Origin of the sequence: Halopelagius inordinatus (assembly GCF_900113245.1) — an archaeon.
Taxonomy (GTDB): domain Archaea; phylum Halobacteriota; class Halobacteria; order Halobacteriales; family Haloferacaceae; genus Halopelagius; species Halopelagius inordinatus.
The window spans coordinates 309,952-331,708 of sequence record NZ_FOOQ01000001.1 but is presented as its reverse complement, the minus strand read 5'-3'; the positions used below and the strand labels follow the sequence as shown (position 1 = coordinate 331,708).

Genomic DNA, 21,757 nt, shown 5'->3' with positions numbered 1-21,757 from the left:
GCCGTCATCATTATCATAATCGATGAGGGACGAGAGTGCATGCCACAGAACGGGTCAGGCAAGAACCGGTGGTTGATCGCGTTGTCAGCCGTCGCAATTCACCTCTCGATAGGAAGCATCTACGCGTACAGCATCTATCAGATTCCGCTGCGGGACGCACAGGGGTGGGCCACCTCCCAGGTGACGCTGGCGTTCTCGATAGCCATCTTCGTTCTCGGCGTCACCGCCGCTTTCCTCGGCAAGTACGTCGAGAAGTACGGCCCGCGGAAGGCCGGTCTCGCCGCGGCCGTCCTCTACGGTCTCGGAATGATCGGGTCGGGGGCCAGCGTCGTCGTCGGAAGCCTCCCCCTGTTTCTCGCCACGTTCGGCGTCGTCGGGGGGATGGGGCTGGGTCTCGGCTACATCTCGCCCATCGGAACGCTCGTCGAGTGGTTCCCCGACCGTCGGGGGATGGCGACCGGTCTCGCGGTGATGGGGTTCGGCGCCGGTGCGCTGCTGACGGGGCCTTTAGGTAACTTCCTCATCCAAAACTACGGGGTCTCGACGACCTTTTTCGCGCTCGGGACGCTCTACTTCGCGCTGATGTCGCTCGGCGCGAGTTACCTCGCAAAGCCCCCGGAGGGGTGGCTCCCCGAGGGGATGCAGGGCGAAGAGAACGCACACGAGAAGGCGACGGGCGCGCTCCCCGGTCTCGACGTACTCACCGCGGCGCAGGCGCGTTCGACGCCGCGCTTTTGGTTGCTCTGGCTCGTCATCTTCATCAACGTCACCGCGGGCATCATGCTTCTCGCGTTCGCGTCGCCGATGCTCCAGCAGATAAGCGGCGCGACGGCGACGACCGCCGCGTTCATCACCGGCTACATCGGCATCTTCAACGGCGGCGGTCGAATCGTCTGGTCCACCCTATCGGACTACATCGGTCGGACCACCACGTACGCGGCGTTCATGGTCATCCAAATCGGCGCCTTCTTCGTGATGCCGCAGGTCGCGGGCGTCTGGGTCCTCGCGGGACTGATGTTCCTCGTCATCACCTGCTACGGCGGCGGGTTCGCCTGCCTCCCGGCGTATCTCAGCGACCTCTTCGGCACCGACGAGGTCAGCGCGATTCACGGGTACGCGCTCACGGCGTGGAGCGCCGCCGGTGTCGTCGGCCCGCAACTGGCCTCGTTCGTGCTGGAATCGACCGGCAACTACGAGACCACCCTCTACATCATCAACGCCATGGTCGTCGTCGGACTCGTCACCGTCGGCGTCCTCCGCTGGCGAATCGGGAAGCTCAAAGGAACGAGTCTCACCGACGGCGCAGTCTCCACGACCGACTGAGGACCGAGACGACGCCGCGCGTCCGATATCGTTCCGGCTCTTTTTACCGACCGTCGCCGGTCGCTCCCCCACGGAATCGACTCGACCACCGACTCGCGACGGGAGAGAGCGGACGCCCGGCTACCGAGTGGACGCCGTTCGGAGGACGGACGGATTCGGCGAGAGACGGACGCGAGAAAAGAGAAGAAAGCGTCGGCCGTGCCGCGTTCGGTTCGGGGCCGCGCCGGGAGATGTCGCGTCTGCGGGGCCGGTCAGAGTTTCTCTCGGGCGACGCTCACGCTGGTCGGCGTGATGATTATCTGGTCGTCGCCTTTCTGGACGATGTCGCCGTCTACCTCCTGTGCGACCTGCCGCAGGTCGTCCACGATGCGCTCCATCGTGGTGTCGGAGGTGGTGTGACGGGTGATGTCCGCGATGACGATGTCACCGTCGTACACCGCGTCCTTGATGGCGATGACGTCTTGCTGTTCGCCTATCGTGGCGATTCGGACGCTCATGCCCGCTTCGCCGCGCGCGGTGTCGAACTCGTCTAAGTCGAGTTCGACGTAGTCCTCAGTCGTGTGCTGTTCCCCCCCGCTGAGGATTTTGCTCATGATACCCATGCGACCTAAAAGCGCTAGCTCGGGGTTAGTTCTTACGTCAGACGCTCGTCTGACGGCGGGTCGAAACGGGCGCGCCGTGCCGCCACACGGGGGTTTTTCCTCGGGTAGTGCGACGCCGGTGACGTGACATTCAGCATCTGCGTCCGCGAGGAGTACACCGGGGAGGACGGAGACACCCACGACCGGTTCGGCGTCGCGGTGACGACTCGACTGCCCGGCGTCGGAACGCTCTGTCCGTTCGCCAGCGAGAACGGCGCCGTCGCGACGCAGAGTTTCACGAACGTGGAGTTGGGCCGGAAGGGTATCGACTACCTCGACGACGGACTCGCCGTCGAGGACGCGTTGCGGGCGCTTTTGAACGCCGACGAGGGACGAGAACAGCGGCAACTCCACGGCGTGGACGGGGACGGGACGTTCGCCTTCTCGGGCGACGACTGCCACGGGTGGTACGGCCACGTCGAGGGGAAGAACTACACCGTCGCCGGAAACCTGCTGACGGGCGAGTCCGTCGTGGACGCCACCGCCGCGGCGTACGAGGAGGGAGACGAAGACGAACCGGTGGGCAAGCGGTTGGTGGACGCCCTCGAAGCGGGGTACGCGGAGGGCGGCGACAAGCGCGAGGACCTGGAGATACAGAGCGCCGCCTTGCGCGTCGAGACGACAGAGGAGAGAGCGCCGGACCCGTACTACCACGACCTGCGGGTGGACGCCTCGCGGACGCCTCTCGCGGACCTCAGAGAGACGTACGCCGCCGCGAGGGCGGGGTACGAGGCGGCCATCGAGAAGTACCACGGCGAGTGAGAGACGACCGAGAGTGAGAGACGGCCGGGTCAGACGGAGAACTCGTACAGTTCGTCGCCGACGTGGTGTATCGACTCCACGACTTTCCCCGACTCGCCGACCATCTCGGCGCCGGATTCGAGTGCGCGGCCGACGGCGAGCACTTTGCCGTGCGTCTCCTCTGCGACGAGGACGAAGTCGCCCGAGGCGATGGAGTCGTCCGCCTCGACGATGCCGGGGCGCATCACGTCAGCGCCGTCGCTGACGAAGGAGATAGCGCCGGAATCGACGGTGACGACGTTGCGCGACGGCGAGTACTGGTTCGCGCCGCGGACGGTCAACGCGGGTTCGTCGTCGAGGAACATCACGACCGGTTCGCCGTCGACGAGGACGATGTCGTACTCGGACTCGGAGAGTTCGACCATCTCGTAGGCGTCGCCGTCGAGTTCGACGCCGGTTCGGTCCGCGATGGTCCGTTCGATGTCGTCTATCTCGTCGCTCCGCAGGTGGTGACGGGACTTCACCTTCATACCGGGTACTGCGCCGCGAGCCTGAATAAATCGCCCGTTATTCGAAGGGTTCCGAGTCGGTCACGTTCTCCGAACAGAGGGTGTCGAGCGCCCGAGACGCCGGTCGACCGGGAACAAACGCTAAGTGAAGGCGGCGCATGGTGAGTCGTATGTGGCGTTCCCGGACCAACCGGGACCGGAAGATGGTCGTCTGCATCGCCTGCGGTACCTCGGTGCTCCGGTCGGAGGCGCGAGAGTACGACAAAGAGGGTGACCGCTGGGACCGGCACGGAAAGGAGTTCGAGCACCTCTGTAAGGAGTGTTATCGCGGCCTCTGTCACCAACCCCGGGACGAACTCGAAGGACTCCTCGTGGAGGTGGAAGGGGAGGGACACAGCAGAGCGGAGTTCCTCAGCCGGTACTTCGGGGCGGTAGAGGAACGGTACGGCTCCCAAGAGGAGACCAACCGCGAGTCCTGACGGGACGCCGACGACCGCTTTTTCGGTGCGGTTCCGCGGAGCGAACGCGGCGACGGACCACTCGACGCCCGTCGGCGGGCGGATTTTCGACCGTGCGTGCGACACGACTAACTACCTCTCCCGTTTAGTCGTGCGCATGTCGAACGACGCGCAGGCGCAGGCCGGGACGGCGGAGGGGCAAGGGCCCGTGGAGATCAGCCCCGACGTCGCCCGGCAACTGCAAGAGAAACGAGAGGAACTCTTCGAGGAGTTCGAGATTCGGGACAAGTTCCCGTCGGACGTCCTCGCGGAGGCGCGCGAACGAACCGACGGCGTCCACGAGGAGATTCAAGACGAAATCGACGACCGGCGCGACTTGCGCGACCTGACGACGTGGACGACCGACCCGGTGGACGCACAGGACTTCGACGACGCGATAAGCATCGAAGAACACGAGGAGACGTACACGCTGTGGGTTCACATCGCCGACGTGAGCCATTACGTCCACCCCGGCTCCGAGATGTGGGACGAGGCGGTAAAGCGCGGCAACACCGTCTATCTACCCTCCTACACCATCCACATGCTCCCGCCGACGCTGGCGGAGACGGTCTGTTCTCTGGTTCCGAACGAGGATCGACTCGCGCACACAGTCGAGATGGAGATAGACAAGGAGAACCTCTCGTTCGAGGAGATAGATATCTACAAATCCGTCATCGAGTCCGACGAACGACTCACCTACACGCAGTGCGAGACGCGTCTCGACGACGAGGACCTCCCCCTCCACGAGGAGTGCGCACTCGTCTTCGAACTCGCAGACCAGATGCACGAACAGCGAAAGGAGGACGGCTCTCTCGTCCTCAACCCGCGGCGCGACCGCGCGCACACCATCATCGAAGAGTGCATGCTGAAGGCCAACAAGGCCGTCACGCACGAACTGATGTGGGGACGGGGCGTCGAGGCGATGTACCGCGTCCACCCCCAACCCACCCCCGACCAGTGGGACAAGGCGCTTCGCGAGATAATGGAACTCGACGGCGTCTCCATCCCGAGTGCGTCGTTCGACGACCCGCGGAAGGCCGTCAACGCCGCCCTCGAAGATTCGCCGCCGCGCGCACTCAACAAGATCCAACGCGCCGTGCTGAAGGTGATGCCCCGAGCGAAGTACATGAACGACCCGTTCGGCGGGCACCACGCGCTGAACTTCGACATCTACGGGCACTTCACCTCGCCCATCCGGCGACTGTCGGACCTGATCAACCACTGGATCGTCCACGAGAACGACGTCCCCGAGGACCTCATCGAACTCTGCGACCGCGCCTCCGACAGGCAGAAAGACGCCGAAACCGCGGAGCGACTGTACAAGCAGTTCCTCGAAGAGGTCCACTTGGACCCCTACGCCGTCAACAACCGCGGCCTCAGAACCGTCGACGAGGACGGCGACGTCGTAAACGAGGAGGGTCTCCCGCCGGAGACGGTGGACCTCCGCGAGGACTGATCGCGAGGCGACGGACGAACGCCGTCGCTACTTCTTGTGGGTGAAAAGGAGTACGTCGTCGTCGTGCGTTGAGACGCAGAGGTCGAGCAACATGCTCAGTTCGAGGCTGTTGTACTCCTCTTCGCAGACCACGAGGTCGTCGAACGGCTTCTCGCAGGCCGGACAGGCGATACTCACCGTGTTGCGGTACGTGGTGACGCCACCACTCGACTCGTGGGGCGTCACGGACGAGATGAGGTCGTCGTACGCTGCGTCGTCCATGTTCTGTCTCAGACGACGGAGTGCTGTGTGATAACTTTACTCCCCCGACGGGGCGGTTCGTCGGGTCGTCGTCGGTCCCCCTCGCGGCCCTCGCCGGACCCGCCGCGCCGGTAGCCGCGTTTCGTGGTCGGGTCCGTCCACGGCGACGCCAACCGAGTCTGCGTCCCCCGTTCGGCCGGGCATTCGGCTTTCGATCCGTCGGTTCGGTCTCGGTACCGCACACTCGCGCCGGATTACATGACAGTACCGAACATCGCGAACACGACTTAGGTAGGTTCGAGAGAACGATAGTACGGTCATGTCAATCGATAGAACGAGACGGGATGCCATGGGTGTGATTGCCGGGGGAATGACGACGCTCGGAGGACTGGCCGTCTCGTCGGGGACGGCGGGTGCCGCCGGAGACGAGTTGGAGGGCGTCGCGGTCGAACAGTCCTGTTCCGACGGGATGGGGACGCTCCGACTGCGGAATCCGAACTCCGAACCCGTCGGGGTCATCGCGTACGGACCGGATGCGGACGGAGACGGCAGGCGCGAACGGTACGACACCACACTCGACGCCGCGGGCGCAGGCGACGCGGCGGAGTTTCCGTCCGTTCCGACGGGAACGTACACGGTTATCACGCGGATTCTGGACGGGGACGGCGAGATGGTTCCGGGACCGACAGGGCGAATCGAGGAGGCGTCGGTCGAACTGACGTGTCCGCCAGCCTCGCCCGGTTCCTGCCTCGTTCTCGACGAATCCCGCCGGTACACGCTCGACGAGGACGTCGACTGCATCGAGATAACGGCCGACAACGCGCGACTGGACGCAGGCGGCTATCTCGTGAACGAGGTGCTCGTCCGGGCCGACGGAGTGACCGTCCGGAACGTCGGCGGTGCCAGCGAGTTCGCGGAGGGCGCGTTCACGCTGGACGCCGCGAATCACTGCAGAATCGCCGGGAACACCGTCGGCGAGGGGGGGTTCACGCTCGCGAACTCGAACCACAACGTGCTGGTCGACAACACGAAGCTACGGCAGGGAAACGGCCTGTCGCTCGAAGATTCGGACCGAAACTACGTCGCGCAAAACACGTTCGTCGGCGAGACGACGATTACGCTCCGCGGGTCCGACGCGAACGTGCTGGTCGAAAACGAGACCGAGACGGAGGATTTCAGCCTTCGACTCGTGGAGTCTCACGAGAACTGGATCAACGACAACCGCATCGAGAGCCAGTTCGATGCGGGCGTCACACTCGCGCGTTCTCACCGGAACGTCCTCCACGGGAACGACGTGCTCGGCGATACGGTCGGCATCTCTCTCACGGACGCCGACCGGAACGTCGTCCGGGAGAATCGGTTCGAGGGCAACGGCTCCGGAGTCGGGGCGGAACTCGCGAACGCAGACCGGAATACGCTCATCCGAAACCGCCTGAGCGGCTACGACGTCGGAATCGAACTCGTGGATTCGGACCGAAACCGGGTCCTTCAGAACGAGGTCTGCGGCGCTTCCGAAGCCACTCGGAGCGATAGCGACTCGACGGACAACGTCGTGAATGCGACGAGCACGGACTGTTCGGACGAGTAAGTCGGGGTTCGGATGCGCCCTCGTAGGTGCGATTGACGCCGTTCGTCGGTCGTGTCGAGAGGAAGTAGTGGACTCGCTGGGAGTCCCGTGAACGTAGTGAACGGGACGTCAGCGAGTCAATCGACTGAGGGAGTGAAACGACCGAAAGAAATGGACTCGCTGGGATTTGAACCCAGGGCCTCACCGCCTCGGGCAAGATGGCCCCGTAACCGCAAGAGGGGGCCGCCCTCGGCGGTTCCAAGGAAGCAAACGGATACACTACTCGGCGTATCCGCACCCATGCGCGTGGGCGCGTTTGGTGTCACGAGGTACGACAATGAACGCAATCCCGCCGCACGAAGCGAAGAACCGCTACCTGAAAGACAAGTCTACCGACGTAACCGACTCCACACTATCGAACTACCGGACCACGCTGAACGGTTTCTGTGATTGGCTGTGCGATGAGGCGGGAGTGAAGACGCTCAATACGCTGACGAGTGACGAGATTCAGCAGTTCAAGGAGTGGCGATTAGAGCGTGTGAAGACCATCACGCTCAAGACCGACATGACCTGCATCAAGGGCTTCATCCAGTTCTGTGAACACATCAGCGCGGTTCCCGACGGGATGAGCCAATTAGTCCGCGTCCCGAAGCCGAGCCGCGAGGACGAGGTTTCCGATAGTATTCTCACAAGTGACGAGGCAACCGAGATTTTGGACTACCTCGAAAAACACGAGTACGCGAGCCTACGTCACGTCGTGTTCTTAGTTCTCTGGAAGACCGGGATGCGACGGAGTTCGCTATATGGACTCGACAAGCGCGACTTCGAGGACGGCTCAAAGCCGTATCTCAAAGTTCGCCATCGTCCAGAAACAGAAACACCGCTCAAGAACAAGGGTCGAGGCGACCGTGACGTTCGGATAAGCGGAGAAGTCGCTGATGTGCTACGGGACTACCTTCGATTCAACCATCGAGATGGGGAGGACGAACATGGGCGCACACCTCTACTCATGTCCTCTCACGGGAAGCGATGTGAACCCTCTACCATCCAGCGGAACATCTACACCGTAACTCGTCCCTGCCACTATACTGGAGAGTGTCCGATGGGGCGTGACCTCGATGAGTGCGAGGCGACCTCGTACAATACGGCAAGCAAGTGTCCTGCTTCTGTAAGTCCTCACGCTCTCCGACGAGGATACGTGACCGAGTCACTGAACGCTGGCCAGCCGAAGGATGTGACTGCTGACCGAGTAGATATGTCTCACGAGGTCATGGACAAGCACTACGACAAAGCGACTAAGAACGAGCAGATGGAGCGACGAGAGGACTACCTCGTGGACGTATAAACCGGCCTTTCACCTGTCAAGTTTCTCTGCGAGCCACACGACGAATTTCGGATTCGGATACAGCAACCACCGAACGGCGCAACTTAGCAAATTTCTATCCGCGTGTTCTAACATCTCCTCGTGGCGGCGTTGGTAGTCCATCGCTCCGATTTTTGAGACGGCAAACAGTTCTGCGTATCCCTCATCCAGCCACCAAATCGCAATTACCGGGAGTGTAATGAGTAGAGTAGTAGTCAGAGTAACCGCAGTGAACGTCGTGAATTGTCCTAAGGTAGGAAAAGAGAGAGCAACTCCAAGCCATCTCCCAATCAGCACAGGAACACCAAAACCGGCTAAGAGTACCAAAGGAACTCGTAAGACGATACTCGCCAGACTCAGGAGTGCTGGAGGTTTCGTATGGCCTACCTCATGCAAGAACACGTAATCTCTCACGTTTTCAGGAGCCTCACTGAGTCTGTTTTCGTTCAGTAGAATAGTTCCGAAAGGGGTACACTGACCTGCCGCAGACCAGTCCTCGGCATCTATCCAGAAGACTGTCCGTTTCTCACCGTGGGCTTGGTAGAGTTCCTCTCTGCTGACACCACTGAAATTGATAGTTCGAGCGTAGAGCCGAGTGAACCACTTGGCAAGTTGATTGTGAGTCTGCATAGTGTTAATCGAACTTGCTCCCAACGTACCACAGGACAGTCATCAGGGTAAGCCCCATTAGCACGAGTTTGATGAACTCTGAGGGGGTGGTGATGAAGATACCCACGAGGCCACGAACTACCTCCTGAGGGTTGTGCAGGTTACTGACGATGTGGATGAAGCCCTCGATGTAGTCCAGCGGATGGAGCAATCCATCTGCGTAGAAATACGCAGTGATTAGGCCCCAACCACTGGTTAGCATTCCGATGAAGTATTTGACTGCTCCTGTCTCATAGCCCATATTCACTCATACGTCACATTGTGACAAAAGAGTAATTAAACCGAAGTGGAAGTAGAATATGCTGAATCTGCACCTCACCAATTCAGTAGAAGTCTGTTCCGTTTGGCTCTACTGTGTGAAGATACGATGAGGCCGAGGCAGTTAGAATGCGTTGAAGAAGTTCCTACCTACTCCGGCGCGGCTACGTCATTCAAGCGCTGAACGCGGGCCAGCCACGCGATGTGACCGCCGACCGCGTGGATATGACTACCGAAGTATTAGACAAGCACTACGACCACGCGACGAAAGAGGAGCGGATGGAACGCCAGGAGGACTACCTCGTGGACGTGCAATCTATCAACTACGGTCCAAAATATTTTGACAGCTGCACGTAACTTTGTGAGTATGGCAGACCGAGCCTCCGGTGACCAGAGCAAACACGATGCCGTCGTAGAAAAGATTGCAAAAGAACTCGATGAGGACCAGGACTATGTTCGGGCTGATGACATAGACGAGTTCAAAGACCCTCAGAAAGTCAATGACCATGTCCCGGACATTAGCGTAGGCGTGCTCCCGAGCACAGTAATCGAGGTAGAAACAGACACCAGTGATGATGCAGGGCAACGCTTAGCATTCAAAGAGTGGGCAGAGGAGAAGTCGTTTCGTACTTACAAAGGAGTGCTTGCAAAGTCACGGTCGCGGTGGGAAGAATTCGAACAGAGAGATTAGGAGAGATACAAACCTACGTAATACTCTCGTGAAGATTTTGAAGGGCTAACTGAGGATGGAGAGTGGATTCTCGCTAATGATGATTGGGAGAATCAGGTGTACCATACACCGGACGGTGAGCAGCCGTACTAATTCTTGACTCTCTGTCTTTCTCTCAAACGGTCATAAAGTGTTTTTCATTTAATTTCCTTAACACGAAATATATATCGAACCAATTCCTTGGAAGTTCGTTCTGTTTCGCTCGAACAAGTCGATACGCGAGGACGCCGCTCCTTTGGCCCGCTACACTACTCGGTTGGACCCACGTATGCCGAACCAAGACCAGTCTGTTTCGCTAATTAGAGTGGCGAAACGAAGGCTCAACGCAATGAGGCGGCAAGATAACTAACACCCTCTAACTCTCCTCTCCATGAAACGTCACACTCTCCACATCAACGCCCTCCGTCATCGGGTCAGAACCCTTGGGGAACAGCCACACCGCCTCAGATGAGTGGGCCGGATTCCACGATACCACGTTTATTGTCTCACCACACTCCAGATAGAGATAGTGAACAGACTCTCCCGGTGACGGCCACCGCGTCTCTTTGTCGATAATGGTGTACTCCACGTCGTTGACGGTAACCTTCTCACCGGGTTCCAACTCATCGAACTCGGGAACATCTTGCAGGAACTCGGAGGTGGTGACTGCCATATTACCACTCTCTGAGTGGACATTGATAAGCCTATATCTGAATCTATGGTGCGATGAGGCAGGAGAGAGTCAGAACACTTTGAGGTAGTCCTCCACGATAGTGTTTCGGCAAATCAGTACACTCGGAACGTCTCTAAGAACTCCTCAATCACATCCTGCTCCTCAGGCGTAATTCCAAACATATCATAGACAATCTCGTTTACCATTCTTTCCAGTTCTTCGGTGTTCGTCGCCGCCACCTCATCGCGGTCGTCATCGAGACGGTTCAGAAGTTCCTCAACGCCATCGTCGCTCCGGGGGATGGGAATGGTCGTTTCCTCGCCGCTCTTGACCCTACGGCCATCTACGGCGGCGTGAACGTACTCGGCGCGACGCTTCCGGGCCTCACGGTCGTCAGAGTACATCGCCGGGTCGTTGATTACGTCCGACCGACCGGCCTGTACCGTAAAGTCGCCCTCCACATCTCCCTGTACTTCGGCGTTGACAGGATACCGGCGCGTCTGCCACTCGTAGGTGATGTACTCAAGTTCGCCGTCATAGTCCCCGAGGTATGCCTCAGGGAATCGCGCGGTTTTGGCATCTGTGTCTAACGCCGTAGTGATTGCAGACACGGACCCCCGAATCTCGTCGCGGTCTTCGTCGTCGCCCCATGCAATCGGAAGGGGAGTGAGATAGTTCGTGGTGTACTTGTAGTATCCATCGACCTTCAGTGCCGTGTAGTGCTTGAGATAGAAGTCCAATGCATTGGAGTTCAACAGCGCGGCGAACGTATCTGTTCGACTCTTGAACTCATCTTCGAGTTGCACACCGTATGCGGCCTTGAAATACCACGTTCCGACCTCATCCAACATAAACGTCGCTTCTGCCGCGATTTCAGGGCAGATAAGTTTCGGGTCTTCAAATCGCGTCATACTCTTGGGATACCCAAACCCGTACCAGTCTCCCCGGTTTTCAAACCGCCCTCCTTCGCGGCTTTCTAATGTGTCTCGATGCTCCGTCAAATACGACCACGTCAAGGGCAACTCGTCTTCCAACCTCTCCTGACTGATTAGATTCGAGGAGAGGTTCCCGTCGTCGTCACGGTCGAGCGTGTACGGTACGATTGCGTGTTCTCCAGACCAATCTCCACGCCATCGGTTAATGTCTCGACCCTGTAGCCACGGTCGTAGCGTATCTGTTTCAACCTCATACTCTCGGCTCTCTCCCTTTGGAACAACCGTGACCGTGCTACCTGTATCGTCGGCAGAAATTCGGTCGGCATCAATCGGCGTGACGAGGAAAACGTCGTTCGCGCTGGTCTGTGTTCCAGCAAAAACCGAGTCCGTCACATCCCCCACACTCGCGTCACTTGCCGCGTCCATCTTGTGAATGATATTCAGTTCCTCCGGCGGCATCAGCGCCCAATATCCGTCATCCAAGTCACCCTGCGGATGGTCGAAAACGTTGATGAACTCGTCCTCATAGCCGGGTTCGTCACGGTGCTGACGGACTGATTCGAGGATTGCGGTATCGAGGCTTCGGTTCGTAGGTTCTTTCGTATCACCCTTCACACGCACACACCGGATTTCGTTCTCGTTTCGCTCGTTCACGTCCGGTTCGTCTTCGAGGATGACGATAGCCGGGTAATTCTTCGCATCCTCGAAGACGCCCGAATCGCGGAAGTCGTATACCTCGTTGATTCGGCTTTCACGCAACAACACACGCCGAAGCCCCTCGCCGTAGTCCGTGGTCATAAACTGATTCGGAGTGATGTACCCGAGTTTTCCCGTATCCTCAGATAACCAATCAAGACCACGCTCATAGAACGGGCCGTAAATATCGTAGTTCCCTGTTGTGGACTCATACAATTGGTTCATCATCCGCTTCTGACTATCCGGGAGATTCTGGATACGGACGTAGGGAGGGTTGCCCACGACGTAGTCGTACTCCATATAATTCTTCACAACGAGGGCCAGCACCGTGTCCTCGAACATCTTGAACAGCCGCCCGTCGTTGTGTTCCTCCTTGAGATACCGAACGTTCTCCAGCATATCGTTCACGTAGGGCGCGAAGAAATCCTCGACGCCGGAGTACTCCTGCGAGGTATGCTGATTGATTCGCTCCTCAAGGCCGCTCTGGTACGTCCAGTCGAAGTCGCCGCCGAACTCCTCGGCAAGGGCCATGTGGTCTTTGACGGTGTCCAGCACGCCTTGTAGAGCCGCGAAGTATTCCCCGAAGTTCCCAACTCCCGTCTCCAACTGGATGGTGTCGAACAGCGGCATCCGAACGCGGCGCACGAGGAACCCGTCTTCCGTCTCGGCGGCTTCGTCCTCATCGACTTCGACCGGAAGGGGAACGGGAATCCGCACGTCCTGTTCGTCTTCGGTCATCGCGTCAAACGTCATCTGTCGCGTTCCGTCACCACCAAGGTCGGCCCCGGTGAGTTCGCGCTCGTTCCGGAGGGTGTCTGTTCGGTAGATAGGGAGACGCCGAATGGTGTAATTGGGATGGGACTGCTTCGCCTCGCGGTACGCGGGTAGGATTGCGACGACGAACCGAATCTGTGCCATCAGAACGGCGAAGGGGTGAATGTCGAGTCCTACCACACGAGGGCGCGTACAGAGGTCTTGGAGATGGTCTTTCCAGTCCGGGTCATCTTCATAGCGTTCCACGTCAGCGAGATACCGCTCAACGGCTTCCACAAGAAATGTCCCCGAACCACAGGCCGGGTCGATGAGCCGTTCACCGGAAACGCCACGCTCGTAGCCGACGCCGTCCATAATATAGTCGATGACAGGCTGAGGCGTGTAGAACTCCCCAAGTGCTTTGCGCGTTTCCGGGTCGAAATACCGCTGGTAGAGGTCGCCAAGGAGGTCGCCCTCTACTTCACCAAAGTCGAATCGGAGGACGTTGAAGAACACCTCGGCAACGGCTCGGCTGAAGCGATTCCGCGTGGCTTCGCTAATTCGCTCTACTCCGTCTGATTCCTTTGCGACAGCCTCAAACTGATTTGCTCCTGTTTCGTGACCCCGTGAGAGTTGCTCCTCGTAGCCGTCAGTCCACCATACGAAAATGTCGTCTTGGAACAACCCTTCGACCAACTGCTCTTGCATATCGTCGATGAGGTTGTCTGCGGCGACAGGGAAGGCATCAAGGTTGATGCTTTGACCGAAACCCTGCAAGCCTCGGAAGTAGTCGTCCATTCCGTCGTATCCGGTTCCCGCGAAGAAGTCGTGGTCTTCCGTGGCTTTCGCAAGGAGGAGCCGCGCGAGGAGGGCGTGACCGCTTTCGAGACAGAACATAAAGTCCCGTAGCGACTGGTTCCCGTCGATGAACGGTTCCCACGATGCCGGTACTTCATCGGGTTCACTCGCGTAGGTCGCTTCCCAAAAGTCGTAAGCACCCTTGACGAACTTTGCGTCCCGTTCATCGCGGAGTTCTTCAAGCAAGTCCATCATCCCGGTCACGAGGTCGGCAAACGGACTGCCTTCTTCCAGCCGGAAGGTGTCGAAGAAGTGTTCCTGTCCGAGTTCAGCCTGTTCGTCAAGTGGAATCGGGTCGAGGTCTTCGAGGAACTGATTCACGTCATCCGCACTTGTGAGGTCGAACTCACGTTTCTGGAGGGCGCTGACGAGGTCGCGGGCATCACTCTCAGTAATCGACGCCATTGACGCCACGATGAGGGGGCGGTTCTCCCCCCGTCGATAGAGCCGCAACTCCTCGCCGTTAGTCAGTACCCCATATTCGGCCCGCAGGAAATCCATATATCCGAACAGTTGCGATTCGTGGGGCGGCAGGTCACGCCCTGTAGTCTTGAACTCATACACCGCAGTCACGGCTTCGTTCGAGTCGAGAGTGATGTAGTCCGGGCGTCGGTCGTCGGGCAGGGTGAACTCGCTTCGGAGGTCTGTTCCCGTGCCTTCGTAGTCCAGCGCGTCGTAGAATCCGCGTTCGAGAAACAGATTTTCCACGTCGCGTTCGCTCATATCGTCGTCCGTTTGCTCGGCAATCGAACGAATGGAATCGTAGAGAGCAGAGGAGTTCGGCATTAATCAGTCCCATTCGTTCACCCATGAAAAAGGTGAGTGAGGAGACATTGCGTAGATGTGGATGGAATTAGTATTTATGAGTTGATAGTTCGTAACTCACATAAAAATATTACTGGTGTCTGATTTGTCCTGTTGGCTTCAACCTTTCCCACAACGTATAGCAGGCCAGCACAGCGATTTGTTTTGTTATATGATGTATCTCTTTCAGAGAGTCTTGAAACGCCCTCACGGGTCACGTTCTTGCTATGGGTATGTCTGCCTCTCCGTTAGTAGGTGATGGTCGGGGGTGTCACTGTCTAATACAAACTTATCTTAAATTCATTTCCCACAGAATTTCCTGTGTGGCTTCCTAAGAGGTTTCATTTTTTGGTGAGGAAAAGTATGCAATTACTCACGGAACTCACCCATGCGCTTATCAGGGTGCTTAGAATCGACGAGGAGAATAACCGGAGTGGGGAGTTCACATAAACTACTGTGTGGCTCGTCGCGTCACGCCCCACGCGTGCGCCCTGCTGTAGTGCCGCATCTATGGGCACTACTGAGTGAGGCTACTCATCCACAATTCACAAAGTTCGATGCGATGAGGCCGGGATAGTAATAGAACTTAGCGGTAGGGTTGAAACACGTAGAGTTGAATCCTTGCGGTGAGATTAAACACAGTAGCCAGACTTCGGCGTTACTCCTCTGACTGTATCATTCCTCTCGTAGAAGGGACGTACTGAGAGAGATGCTAATTAGAGAACTCGGTCGGTGAGTCAACGGTATCGACGTGAACCAACCGCCGCCTCCTCGCATTACCTCTCGTGGGTACGAGCGCACCGAGCGCGATTGAACGCATAATTAACAGACATTTTAGTAGTCTGTGAATATGGTACTAATCGAGTCCCAACTCTCGCGCGACTTCTTCGGGTGGCTCGGGAGTAAACTCCAAACCCCAATACACGTATGGTCGTTCCTTTTTCAGATATTCTCGGTACTCCCCGTCTCCATTTTCCAGCCGTTCTTTGATTTCCCGTCGTCCGTCAGCAAGCCAGTCACTCATACAGTCGTGTCACACTAAACCTATAAGAAAGAGAGTAACCAAATACTTGCATATCATCCATACATTCACCTTCGATACCTTCGTATCCCCGAAGAATCGGCAGGTAGAGCGCAACGTAATTCCGTGAAATTGGAACCAAAATCCGCATATTTCTCAGAGCGACTTACGTTGTCTGCGCTCGCGCCCGTCGCCTCGTGTGCCAACCGGCGCGCACTTCTCTCACGGTCGTCACCTCGGTCGAGCCGGAAGTTCGAGGCATTGTTCCAAAGGTTTGCCGCGATGAGCCGGAGTAGTTGGTAACGCTGTGGTACCTCCTCACTACGGTCGGTGTCACTCCCTCCCTAATTCGATGTATGGCGAGTCGGATAGGTGAAGAAGGGGAGAAGGACTACAGGTTGAGGGGTAGTTCGAGAGATGTACTTCTCAGTTCTGACTCAAAGGTTCAATGCGATGAGGGCAGGATGTAGACTAAATCTCATCAGGAGTAGGATGCAGAGTTGGACTTCACTACTGTGATGGGTACACTACGCCGACTCCTACAACTTCTAACTCACCGCTGAATCGAATCACGTCTCCGGCTCATCGCGTTGTAGATGAGGAGTCATACTATGAGAGGTGATACTAACCTCTGTATTGTTGCTGAGTAGTACCGAGAGAAACCACATTACTCCGTCCGAATTGCCCTCACTCTATACACAACGTGTATACACTTAATGATACCGATATATGTATGAGAAAATAATCTCTGTAATAATGATGGTTCCCGGCTCATCGTAGTACAGATGGATACTCCTCCCTTCTTCAAACCACTTCCAACTGCTTCACCCCTACATGAGAGAGTAGAAGAATCGACTTCACAACCTCGTAACCACTTCGAGACGGCGAGTAGTCCGTCAAGGAAAGACGCGATGACGCCAGCACCAATCAGAATATTCCCTTAGATATTCTCCAAATAGTCCCGACGCTGTTCGGCCTTCTCTCGATTCCCACGGCGGTCATAGTGCTTCTCAAGAACGTCAAGGCTCACATTCATCCGGTCGCTGACGACCTTCTCTGGAACGTCCTCTGATAGGTGATGTGTGATTGAGCCACGCCGAATGGCGTGGGGACTCACACTCGATGGACACTTGCTCGCCTTGTTTCGGTCCATGGCTTCACAGGTGGCTATTTCTCGGTTGTGAGGACACTCCCCTGTGTATTCGCACGGTCGAGTAGTCTGGTAGATATTATCTCGGAGAGTCGATTTTGCTGGCCTTCCGTGAGGGGTGGAGAACAGCGGGTTACGACCGAACATGTCGGCGGCGTCCTCGCGTTTGTACTTGATGTATGAATCCAATATATCGCATATTTCAGCACTCAAAGAGACGTGTCGCTCTCCCTCCTCTCTGTTCTTCAGACGCGTTTCTGTGTCAGGACGGTGGTGAAGTTCAACGTACTGTCCATCGGCGTCATAGTCCTCTACATCAAGGCTATGGGCCGCTCCAATTCGCATTCCGGTGTGCCATAGAACTTCAACAAGAGCGTGTTCTCGGCTTGCACGCTTGTACTCTCGAAGGAACTCAATGAGCCGACTCGCCGCGTCGTTACTAAGCATCGCCGTTCGTCGGTCCTCGTTCTTCGCCAGTGACGGCATCAAAATCTTATCGTGTGTTCCACTTGCTACCCCGTCAATGTTCTCGCACCAATTGATGAAGACACGAAGTGTCGATAACTGCGTGACCATTGTGACGTTGTTGAGGTCGCCGTCATCGCGCCGCCACATTTTGTAGTGCTGGAGGTCACGGCCACTCAGAATGTTCATGTTGTCTATCTCTGCGACCTCATCGCACCACTGCACGAAATGACTGAGCCGGTAGTGGTGTGCTTGGATGGTACTCTCTGAAACCTCATCCGCTCGCTGTGAGAGATACAGTTCCTTAGCCTCCTCTGGCTGAATCGGTTCGAGATTGGTTTGGTGCGTTCGAGGCACAGGTATAGCCCAACCTAAGAAGCGATTTGTAATAACTCTAACATCTTAAAGAGGGTATCGTTAAGTCATTGAAGCGGGCCATCTGCCGGTCATAGTACTCACACGACAGAGCAATCATTTTGGCTAACTGCCAGACGGCAGGGGGATGACTCAAAGAAATCACGAATACACAACCGGCAACCTACGCCGAGAGACGGAGCGAATACGCGATTCTAACGGTGTAGTGGTTATATAAAGAAGCGTCGCCATGTTGCGATTACCGAACGTGCGCAACGCGCATGGACTCGCTGGGATTTGAACCCAGGGCCTCTTCCTTGCGAAGGAAGCGATCTACCACTGATCTACGAGCCCGCACTTCGTTCGAGGGCGTGCGGTCATTTGTACCTTCTGTTTCGAACCGGTGGAGCGAACGCCTCGCACACCGTATCGACCGACTCGGCCGTCGCTCACAGGGACGATAATCGAAAGTGAGAGAGAAGGCGCGGACGCCTCAGCGCCGTGAACCGCACGGAACGCGAGACAGCCCCTAGCTCTGCGCCTCGTTCGAGTTCGGCGTCGGGGGCAGCCCCCACCGACGAGATCAGTCTTCGAGGACGATCTCGATGCTGACGTCGTTCGGCACCTGAATGCGCATCAGCTGGCGCAGGGCGCGTTCGTCAGCGTCGATGTCGATGAGACGCTTGTGGACGCGCATCTCCCAGTGTTCCCACGTGGCCGTCCCCTCTCCGTCGGGGGACTTCCGCGTCGGAACTTCGAGCGTCTTCGTCGGCAGCGGAATCGGCCCACTGAGATTGACGCCCGTCTTGTTGGCGATTTCGCGGACGTCGTCGCAGATGTTGTCGAGGTCCTCCGGGCTGGTCCCGGCGAGACGAACGCGTGCCTGCTGCATTCTATCGCTCGTTGACCTCGAGCACCTTGCCGGCCGCGATGGTCTGGCCCATGTCGCGGACAGCGAAGCTGCCGAGTTCCGGGATTTCGCCCGACGGCTCGATGCTGAGCGGCTTTTGCGGTCGCACCGTCACGACAGCCGCGTCGCCGGACTTGATGAAGTCGGGGTTCTCCTCTGCGACTTCGCCAGAGGAGGGGTCGAGTTTCTGGTCGATGGACTCGATGGTACACGCGACCTGCGCCGTGTGGGCGTGGAAGACCGGCGTGTACCCGGCCGTGATGACCGAGGGGTGCTGCATGACGACGACCTGCGCCTTGAACGTCTCTGCGACGGACGGCGGGTCGTCGGCGGGACCACAGACGTCACCGCGTCGGATGTCGTCCTTACCGACGCCGCGGACGTTGAACCCGACGTTGTCGCCGGGGCCGGCCTGCGGAACCTCTTCGTGGTGCATCTCGACCGTCTTCACTTCGCCGCCCACGTCGGAGGGCTGGAAGGAGACGTTGTCGCCGGGGCTCATCGTCCCCGTCTCGATGCGGCCGACCGGGACCGTACCGATGCCGGAGATGGTGTAGACGTCCTGAATCGGCAGGCGAAGCGGCGCGTCCGTCGGCGGCTCCGCGGCCGGCAGGTCGTTGAGCGATTGAAGCAGCGTCGGACCGTCGTACCAGGACGTGTTGTCGGACGCTTCTGCGATGTTGTCGCCCTCGAACGCCGAGATGGGGACGAACGTCGCGTCTTCGGAGCGGAAGCGAACCTGCTGCAGGAGGTTCTGGACTTCCTCTTTGACTTCCTTGTAGGTGTCTTCGCTGTAATCAACGACGTCCATCTTGTTGACCGCGATGATGAGTTCGTTGATGCCCAGGGTGCGGGCCAGGAAGACGTGCTCGCGGGTCTGGGGCGCGACACCGTCGTCGGCGGCGACGACGAGAACCGCGTTGTCGGCCTGCGAGGCACCCGTGATCATGTTCTTGACGAAGTCGCGGTGACCAGGACAGTCGACGATGGTGAAGTAGTACTCGTCGGTGTCGAACTCCTGGTGCGCGATGTCGATGGTGACACCGCGTTCGCGCTCTTCTGCGAGGTTGTCCATGACGTAGGCGAACTCGAATCCGCCCTTGCCTTTGGACTCTGCCTCTTCTCGGTGCTGCTCGATTACGTGCTCGGGGACGGATCCTGTCTCGAACAGGAGTCGCCCGACCAGCGTACTCTTTCCGTGGTCGACGTGGCCGATGATGGCCAAGTTCTGGTGCGGTTTGTCACTCATTGGTGGGTCACGCGCTAAGGCGCTCTGTGGAAGGGTGTTTAACCTGAAACACCTAAAACGATTTCGATACGCTATACAGGCCAGAGCGGCGTCGTACCGCGATTTTGTGAGACGAGATGTCACACCGCATCCCGGATTCTCGCCCGAATATGCAAATTCGGTGACAGACTCGCCGAGCGTCGCTGCTCAGTCGAGTCGCCCGACGTCGGCGAGAACGGCCGTTGCAGTCTCTGGGCCGCCCGCTCCGCGGCCGCTGATGTTCAACTGGCCGGCGTGAGCGGTCTCCAGTTGGACGATGTTCCGCGTCCCGGTGACAGAGAGCGCCGCGTTCGTCGGGACGAGGCGCGGGCCGACGCGGACGCCGCCGTTCGGCGTCGCCTCGCCGATGAGGCGAATCGTCCGCCCGTCCTCGGCGGCCAAATCGAGTGCGCTGCCGGGGATGTCCGTGATACCCTCGACTTCGGCGTCCGCGAGGGTGTACTCTCTTCCGTCGGAGAGGACGTTCGCGAGGATGACGCATTTCAACGCCGCGTCGGTCCCCTCGACGTCGAAGGAGGGGTCCGCCTCCGCGACGCCGAGGTCCTGCGCTTCCGCGAGCACGTGTTCGTAGTCGAGTCCCTCGGCGGCCATCCGCGAGAGGACGAAGTTCGCCGTCCCGTTGAGGACGCCGCGCGCCGCCTCGACGTGGGAGGGGCCGAGGTCCTCGATAGTCGAGAGGACGGGAATCGCGCCGCCGACCGTCGCCTCGAACCGGACGTCGCCCGCGCTCTCGCGCGCGAGCGACGTCAACTCGCCGTAGCGTTCGGCGACCGGACCCTTGTTCGCGAGCACGAGATGTCTGTCGCGTTCGAGCGCCGACCGCGCGTGAGAGAAGCCGGGTTCGGCGTCGCCGAGCGTCGTCGGCGTCGCCTCCACCAACACGTCGTACTCGGCGTCGAGAGCGTCCTCCGGGTCGCCGCTCCCGACGACGCCCTCCGTCCGCTTGCGTTCGAGGACGGACGCGGGGTCGATGCCCTCCTCGTCCACGACGGCCGACGAGGAGTCGGCGAAGGCGGTGACGGTGTGGCCGTACTCCGCGGCGAGTTCGACGACCGACCCGCCGACCGCACCCGCGCCGACGACGGCGAGGCGGTGTCCGCTCATGCGGTTCCCTCCGTGAGGGGTTCGACGACGTGTAACTCCTTTTCGTCGGCAATCGTCCGGACGGCGTCGATCGCGGCTTCCGTCTCGCCCGCGCGCGTCGCGAGGCGGAGGCGGGCGCTGGAGACGTCCTCTCTGCCCTCCGGCGCGTTGAGCGAGATGTCGGAGACCGAGGCCGAACTGCACTCCTCGATGCGGCGGAGCGTATCCGAGAGGTCGGTGTCCACGAGATGTCCGATGAGGACGACCGACAGTTCCTCGCCGTAGCGCTCCGCGCCCGCTTGGATGACGTTGACGCCCTCGTTTCGGAGAGCTTCGACGATGGTCTCGAAGCGGTCGGGCGGACACTCCAAGTCCACCTCCACGGGGATTCGCCCGCGGGGGGTCAGATTCCCCCGTTCGTGGAAGATGGACAGCAGGTTACCGCCGTTGTCGGATATCGGCCGGAGGGCGGCGAGCAACTCTCCGGGTTCGTCCACGAGTTCGAGACGGACCGTGTGCGGTTGGGGCCGTTCCCCGCCGTCGGTTTCGGTGACGTCCGCGTCGGGGCCGGTGTCTGCGGCGTCTTCGTCGCCGGTCATCGTTCCACCCCCCGACGGCGCCGCTCACCTGTTGTCGACAGGGAGCGGTCGTACTGTTGCTCCGTGTCGGTGCGGCGCGGGAGAGTGGTCCCCGTCTGCATACTATCGACAACTCGTTGCTCGGCTTATAAGCCTTCGTCGGTTGCAAATCTGTCCGGCGCTCCGCGTGCGTTCACACGGGGAGGCCGGTTCGCA

General features: G+C 58.8%; 18 protein-coding genes and 1 tRNA gene. 7 read left to right on the top strand and 12 right to left on the bottom strand.

Features of this window, described 5'->3' with window-relative positions; genetic code table 11:
• Positions 1-39 precede the first annotated feature (39 nt).
• Positions 40-1,323 (top strand): L-lactate MFS transporter, encoded by a 1,284-nt coding sequence (locus tag BM167_RS01770; RefSeq protein ID WP_092887861.1) that lies wholly within the window; start codon positions 40-42, stop codon positions 1,321-1,323.
• 251 nt (positions 1,324-1,574) lie between these two features.
• Here BM167_RS01770 and BM167_RS01765 read toward each other — a convergent pair whose 3' ends face one another.
• Positions 1,575-1,925, bottom strand: coding sequence for a cell division protein SepF (locus tag BM167_RS01765; protein ID WP_092887858.1), 351 nt, complete (start codon positions 1,923-1,925; stop codon positions 1,575-1,577).
• A 123-nt stretch (positions 1,926-2,048) separates the two neighbouring features.
• Here BM167_RS01765 and BM167_RS01760 point away from each other — a divergent pair, with 123 nt between their 5' ends.
• Positions 2,049-2,726, top strand: a complete 678-nt coding sequence (locus BM167_RS01760) for a DUF1028 domain-containing protein (protein ID WP_092887854.1) — start codon at positions 2,049-2,051, stop codon at positions 2,724-2,726.
• 29 nt (positions 2,727-2,755) lie between these two features.
• On the opposite strand, the gene BM167_RS01755 is transcribed toward BM167_RS01760, so the two are convergent.
• Positions 2,756-3,235 carry an RNA-binding protein gene (locus BM167_RS01755; RefSeq protein WP_092887851.1) on the bottom strand — a complete coding sequence of 160 codons (480 nt, stop codon included), beginning with the start codon at positions 3,233-3,235 and terminating at the stop codon, positions 2,756-2,758.
• Positions 3,236-3,384: 149 nt separating this feature from the next.
• Here BM167_RS01755 and BM167_RS01750 point away from each other — a divergent pair, with 149 nt between their 5' ends.
• Both BM167_RS01750 and BM167_RS01745 read left to right on the top strand, forming a co-directional pair.
• Positions 3,385-3,693, top strand: coding sequence for a DUF7562 family protein (locus BM167_RS01750; protein WP_092891026.1), 309 nt, complete (start codon positions 3,385-3,387; stop codon positions 3,691-3,693).
• A gap of 136 nt (positions 3,694-3,829) precedes the next feature.
• A complete protein-coding gene (locus BM167_RS01745; RefSeq protein ID WP_092891024.1) occupies positions 3,830-5,167 on the top strand; it encodes an RNB domain-containing ribonuclease in 1,338 nt (445 codons plus the stop codon).
• Positions 5,168-5,194: 27 nt separating this feature from the next.
• On the opposite strand, the gene BM167_RS01740 is transcribed toward BM167_RS01745, so the two are convergent.
• On the bottom strand, positions 5,195-5,428 hold the full coding sequence (locus tag BM167_RS01740; protein ID WP_092887848.1) for a DUF7385 family protein: 234 nt from the start codon (positions 5,426-5,428) through the stop codon (positions 5,195-5,197).
• 328 nt (positions 5,429-5,756) lie between these two features.
• Between BM167_RS01740 and BM167_RS01730 the strand changes: the two genes are divergently transcribed.
• Both BM167_RS01730 and BM167_RS01725 read left to right on the top strand, forming a co-directional pair.
• Positions 5,757-6,995: a right-handed parallel beta-helix repeat-containing protein gene (locus BM167_RS01730; RefSeq protein ID WP_177213261.1), complete on the top strand. Its 1,239-nt coding sequence runs from the start codon at positions 5,757-5,759 to the stop codon at positions 6,993-6,995.
• A 316-nt stretch (positions 6,996-7,311) separates the two neighbouring features.
• Positions 7,312-8,319, top strand: coding sequence for a tyrosine-type recombinase/integrase (locus tag BM167_RS01725; protein WP_092887841.1), 1,008 nt, complete (start codon positions 7,312-7,314; stop codon positions 8,317-8,319).
• A gap of 652 nt (positions 8,320-8,971) precedes the next feature.
• On the opposite strand, the gene BM167_RS01720 is transcribed toward BM167_RS01725, so the two are convergent.
• Positions 8,972-9,247: a hypothetical protein gene (locus BM167_RS01720; RefSeq protein WP_092887839.1), complete on the bottom strand. Its 276-nt coding sequence runs from the start codon at positions 9,245-9,247 to the stop codon at positions 8,972-8,974.
• 384 nt (positions 9,248-9,631) lie between these two features.
• On the opposite strand from BM167_RS01720, the gene BM167_RS01715 reads away from it, so the two are divergent.
• Positions 9,632-9,955 carry a hypothetical protein gene (locus tag BM167_RS01715; protein WP_092887837.1) on the top strand — a complete coding sequence of 108 codons (324 nt, stop codon included), beginning with the start codon at positions 9,632-9,634 and terminating at the stop codon, positions 9,953-9,955.
• Between the two features lie 394 nt (positions 9,956-10,349).
• On the opposite strand, the gene BM167_RS01710 is transcribed toward BM167_RS01715, so the two are convergent.
• The 8 genes from BM167_RS01710 to BM167_RS01670 all read right to left on the bottom strand — a co-directional run bounded on the left by BM167_RS01710 (position 10,350) and on the right by BM167_RS01670 (position 21,562).
• Positions 10,350-10,646, bottom strand: a complete 297-nt coding sequence (locus tag BM167_RS01710; protein WP_092887835.1) for a hypothetical protein — start codon at positions 10,644-10,646, stop codon at positions 10,350-10,352.
• A 113-nt stretch (positions 10,647-10,759) separates the two neighbouring features.
• A complete protein-coding gene (locus BM167_RS01705) occupies positions 10,760-14,674 on the bottom strand; it encodes an Eco57I restriction-modification methylase domain-containing protein (RefSeq protein WP_092887833.1) in 3,915 nt (1,304 codons plus the stop codon).
• 1,979 nt (positions 14,675-16,653) lie between these two features.
• A complete protein-coding gene (locus tag BM167_RS01695; protein WP_092887829.1) occupies positions 16,654-17,685 on the bottom strand; it encodes a tyrosine-type recombinase/integrase in 1,032 nt (343 codons plus the stop codon).
• Positions 17,686-17,964: 279 nt separating this feature from the next.
• Positions 17,965-18,036 (bottom strand) — tRNA-Ala (locus BM167_RS01690).
• A gap of 229 nt (positions 18,037-18,265) precedes the next feature.
• Positions 18,266-18,574, bottom strand: a complete 309-nt coding sequence (gene rpsJ / locus BM167_RS01685) for a 30S ribosomal protein S10 (RefSeq protein ID WP_092887827.1) — start codon at positions 18,572-18,574, stop codon at positions 18,266-18,268.
• A gap of 1 nt (position 18,575) precedes the next feature.
• Positions 18,576-19,841, bottom strand: coding sequence for a translation elongation factor EF-1 subunit alpha (gene tuf, locus BM167_RS01680; protein ID WP_092887825.1), 1,266 nt, complete (start codon positions 19,839-19,841; stop codon positions 18,576-18,578).
• 186 nt (positions 19,842-20,027) lie between these two features.
• A complete protein-coding gene (locus BM167_RS01675; protein ID WP_092887823.1) occupies positions 20,028-20,984 on the bottom strand; it encodes a homoserine dehydrogenase in 957 nt (318 codons plus the stop codon).
• Positions 20,981-21,562: an amino acid-binding protein gene (locus BM167_RS01670; protein WP_092887821.1), complete on the bottom strand. Its 582-nt coding sequence runs from the start codon at positions 21,560-21,562 to the stop codon at positions 20,981-20,983. Before BM167_RS01670 ends, BM167_RS01675 begins: the two co-directional genes overlap by 4 nt.
• Positions 21,563-21,757 lie beyond the last annotated feature (195 nt).

Bases quoted from the DNA above. Each gene is read 5' to 3' on its own strand.
- BM167_RS01770 (WP_092887861.1), top strand. From the start codon at position 40: ATGCCACAGAACGGGTCAGGCAAGAACCGGTGGTTGATCGCGTTGTCA.
- BM167_RS01765 (WP_092887858.1), bottom strand. From the start codon at position 1,925: ATGGGTATCATGAGCAAAATCCTCAGCGGGGGGGAACAGCACACGACT.
- BM167_RS01755 (WP_092887851.1), bottom strand. From the start codon at position 3,235: ATGAAGGTGAAGTCCCGTCACCACCTGCGGAGCGACGAGATAGACGAC.
- BM167_RS01750 (WP_092891026.1), top strand. From the start codon at position 3,385: ATGTGGCGTTCCCGGACCAACCGGGACCGGAAGATGGTCGTCTGCATC.
- BM167_RS01745 (WP_092891024.1), top strand. From the start codon at position 3,830: ATGTCGAACGACGCGCAGGCGCAGGCCGGGACGGCGGAGGGGCAAGGG.
- BM167_RS01740 (WP_092887848.1), bottom strand. From the start codon at position 5,428: ATGGACGACGCAGCGTACGACGACCTCATCTCGTCCGTGACGCCCCAC.
- BM167_RS01730 (WP_177213261.1), top strand. From the start codon at position 5,757: ATGGGTGTGATTGCCGGGGGAATGACGACGCTCGGAGGACTGGCCGTC.
- BM167_RS01725 (WP_092887841.1), top strand. From the start codon at position 7,312: ATGAACGCAATCCCGCCGCACGAAGCGAAGAACCGCTACCTGAAAGAC.
- BM167_RS01720 (WP_092887839.1), bottom strand. From the start codon at position 9,247: ATGGGCTATGAGACAGGAGCAGTCAAATACTTCATCGGAATGCTAACC.
- BM167_RS01715 (WP_092887837.1), top strand. From the start codon at position 9,632: ATGGCAGACCGAGCCTCCGGTGACCAGAGCAAACACGATGCCGTCGTA.
- BM167_RS01710 (WP_092887835.1), bottom strand. From the start codon at position 10,646: ATGGCAGTCACCACCTCCGAGTTCCTGCAAGATGTTCCCGAGTTCGAT.
- BM167_RS01705 (WP_092887833.1), bottom strand. From the start codon at position 14,674: ATGCCGAACTCCTCTGCTCTCTACGATTCCATTCGTTCGATTGCCGAG.
- rpsJ (WP_092887827.1), bottom strand. From the start codon at position 18,574: ATGCAGCAGGCACGCGTTCGTCTCGCCGGGACCAGCCCGGAGGACCTC.
- tuf (WP_092887825.1), bottom strand. From the start codon at position 19,841: ATGAGTGACAAACCGCACCAGAACTTGGCCATCATCGGCCACGTCGAC.
- BM167_RS01675 (WP_092887823.1), bottom strand. From the start codon at position 20,984: ATGAGCGGACACCGCCTCGCCGTCGTCGGCGCGGGTGCGGTCGGCGGG.
- BM167_RS01670 (WP_092887821.1), bottom strand. From the start codon at position 21,562: ATGACCGGCGACGAAGACGCCGCAGACACCGGCCCCGACGCGGACGTC.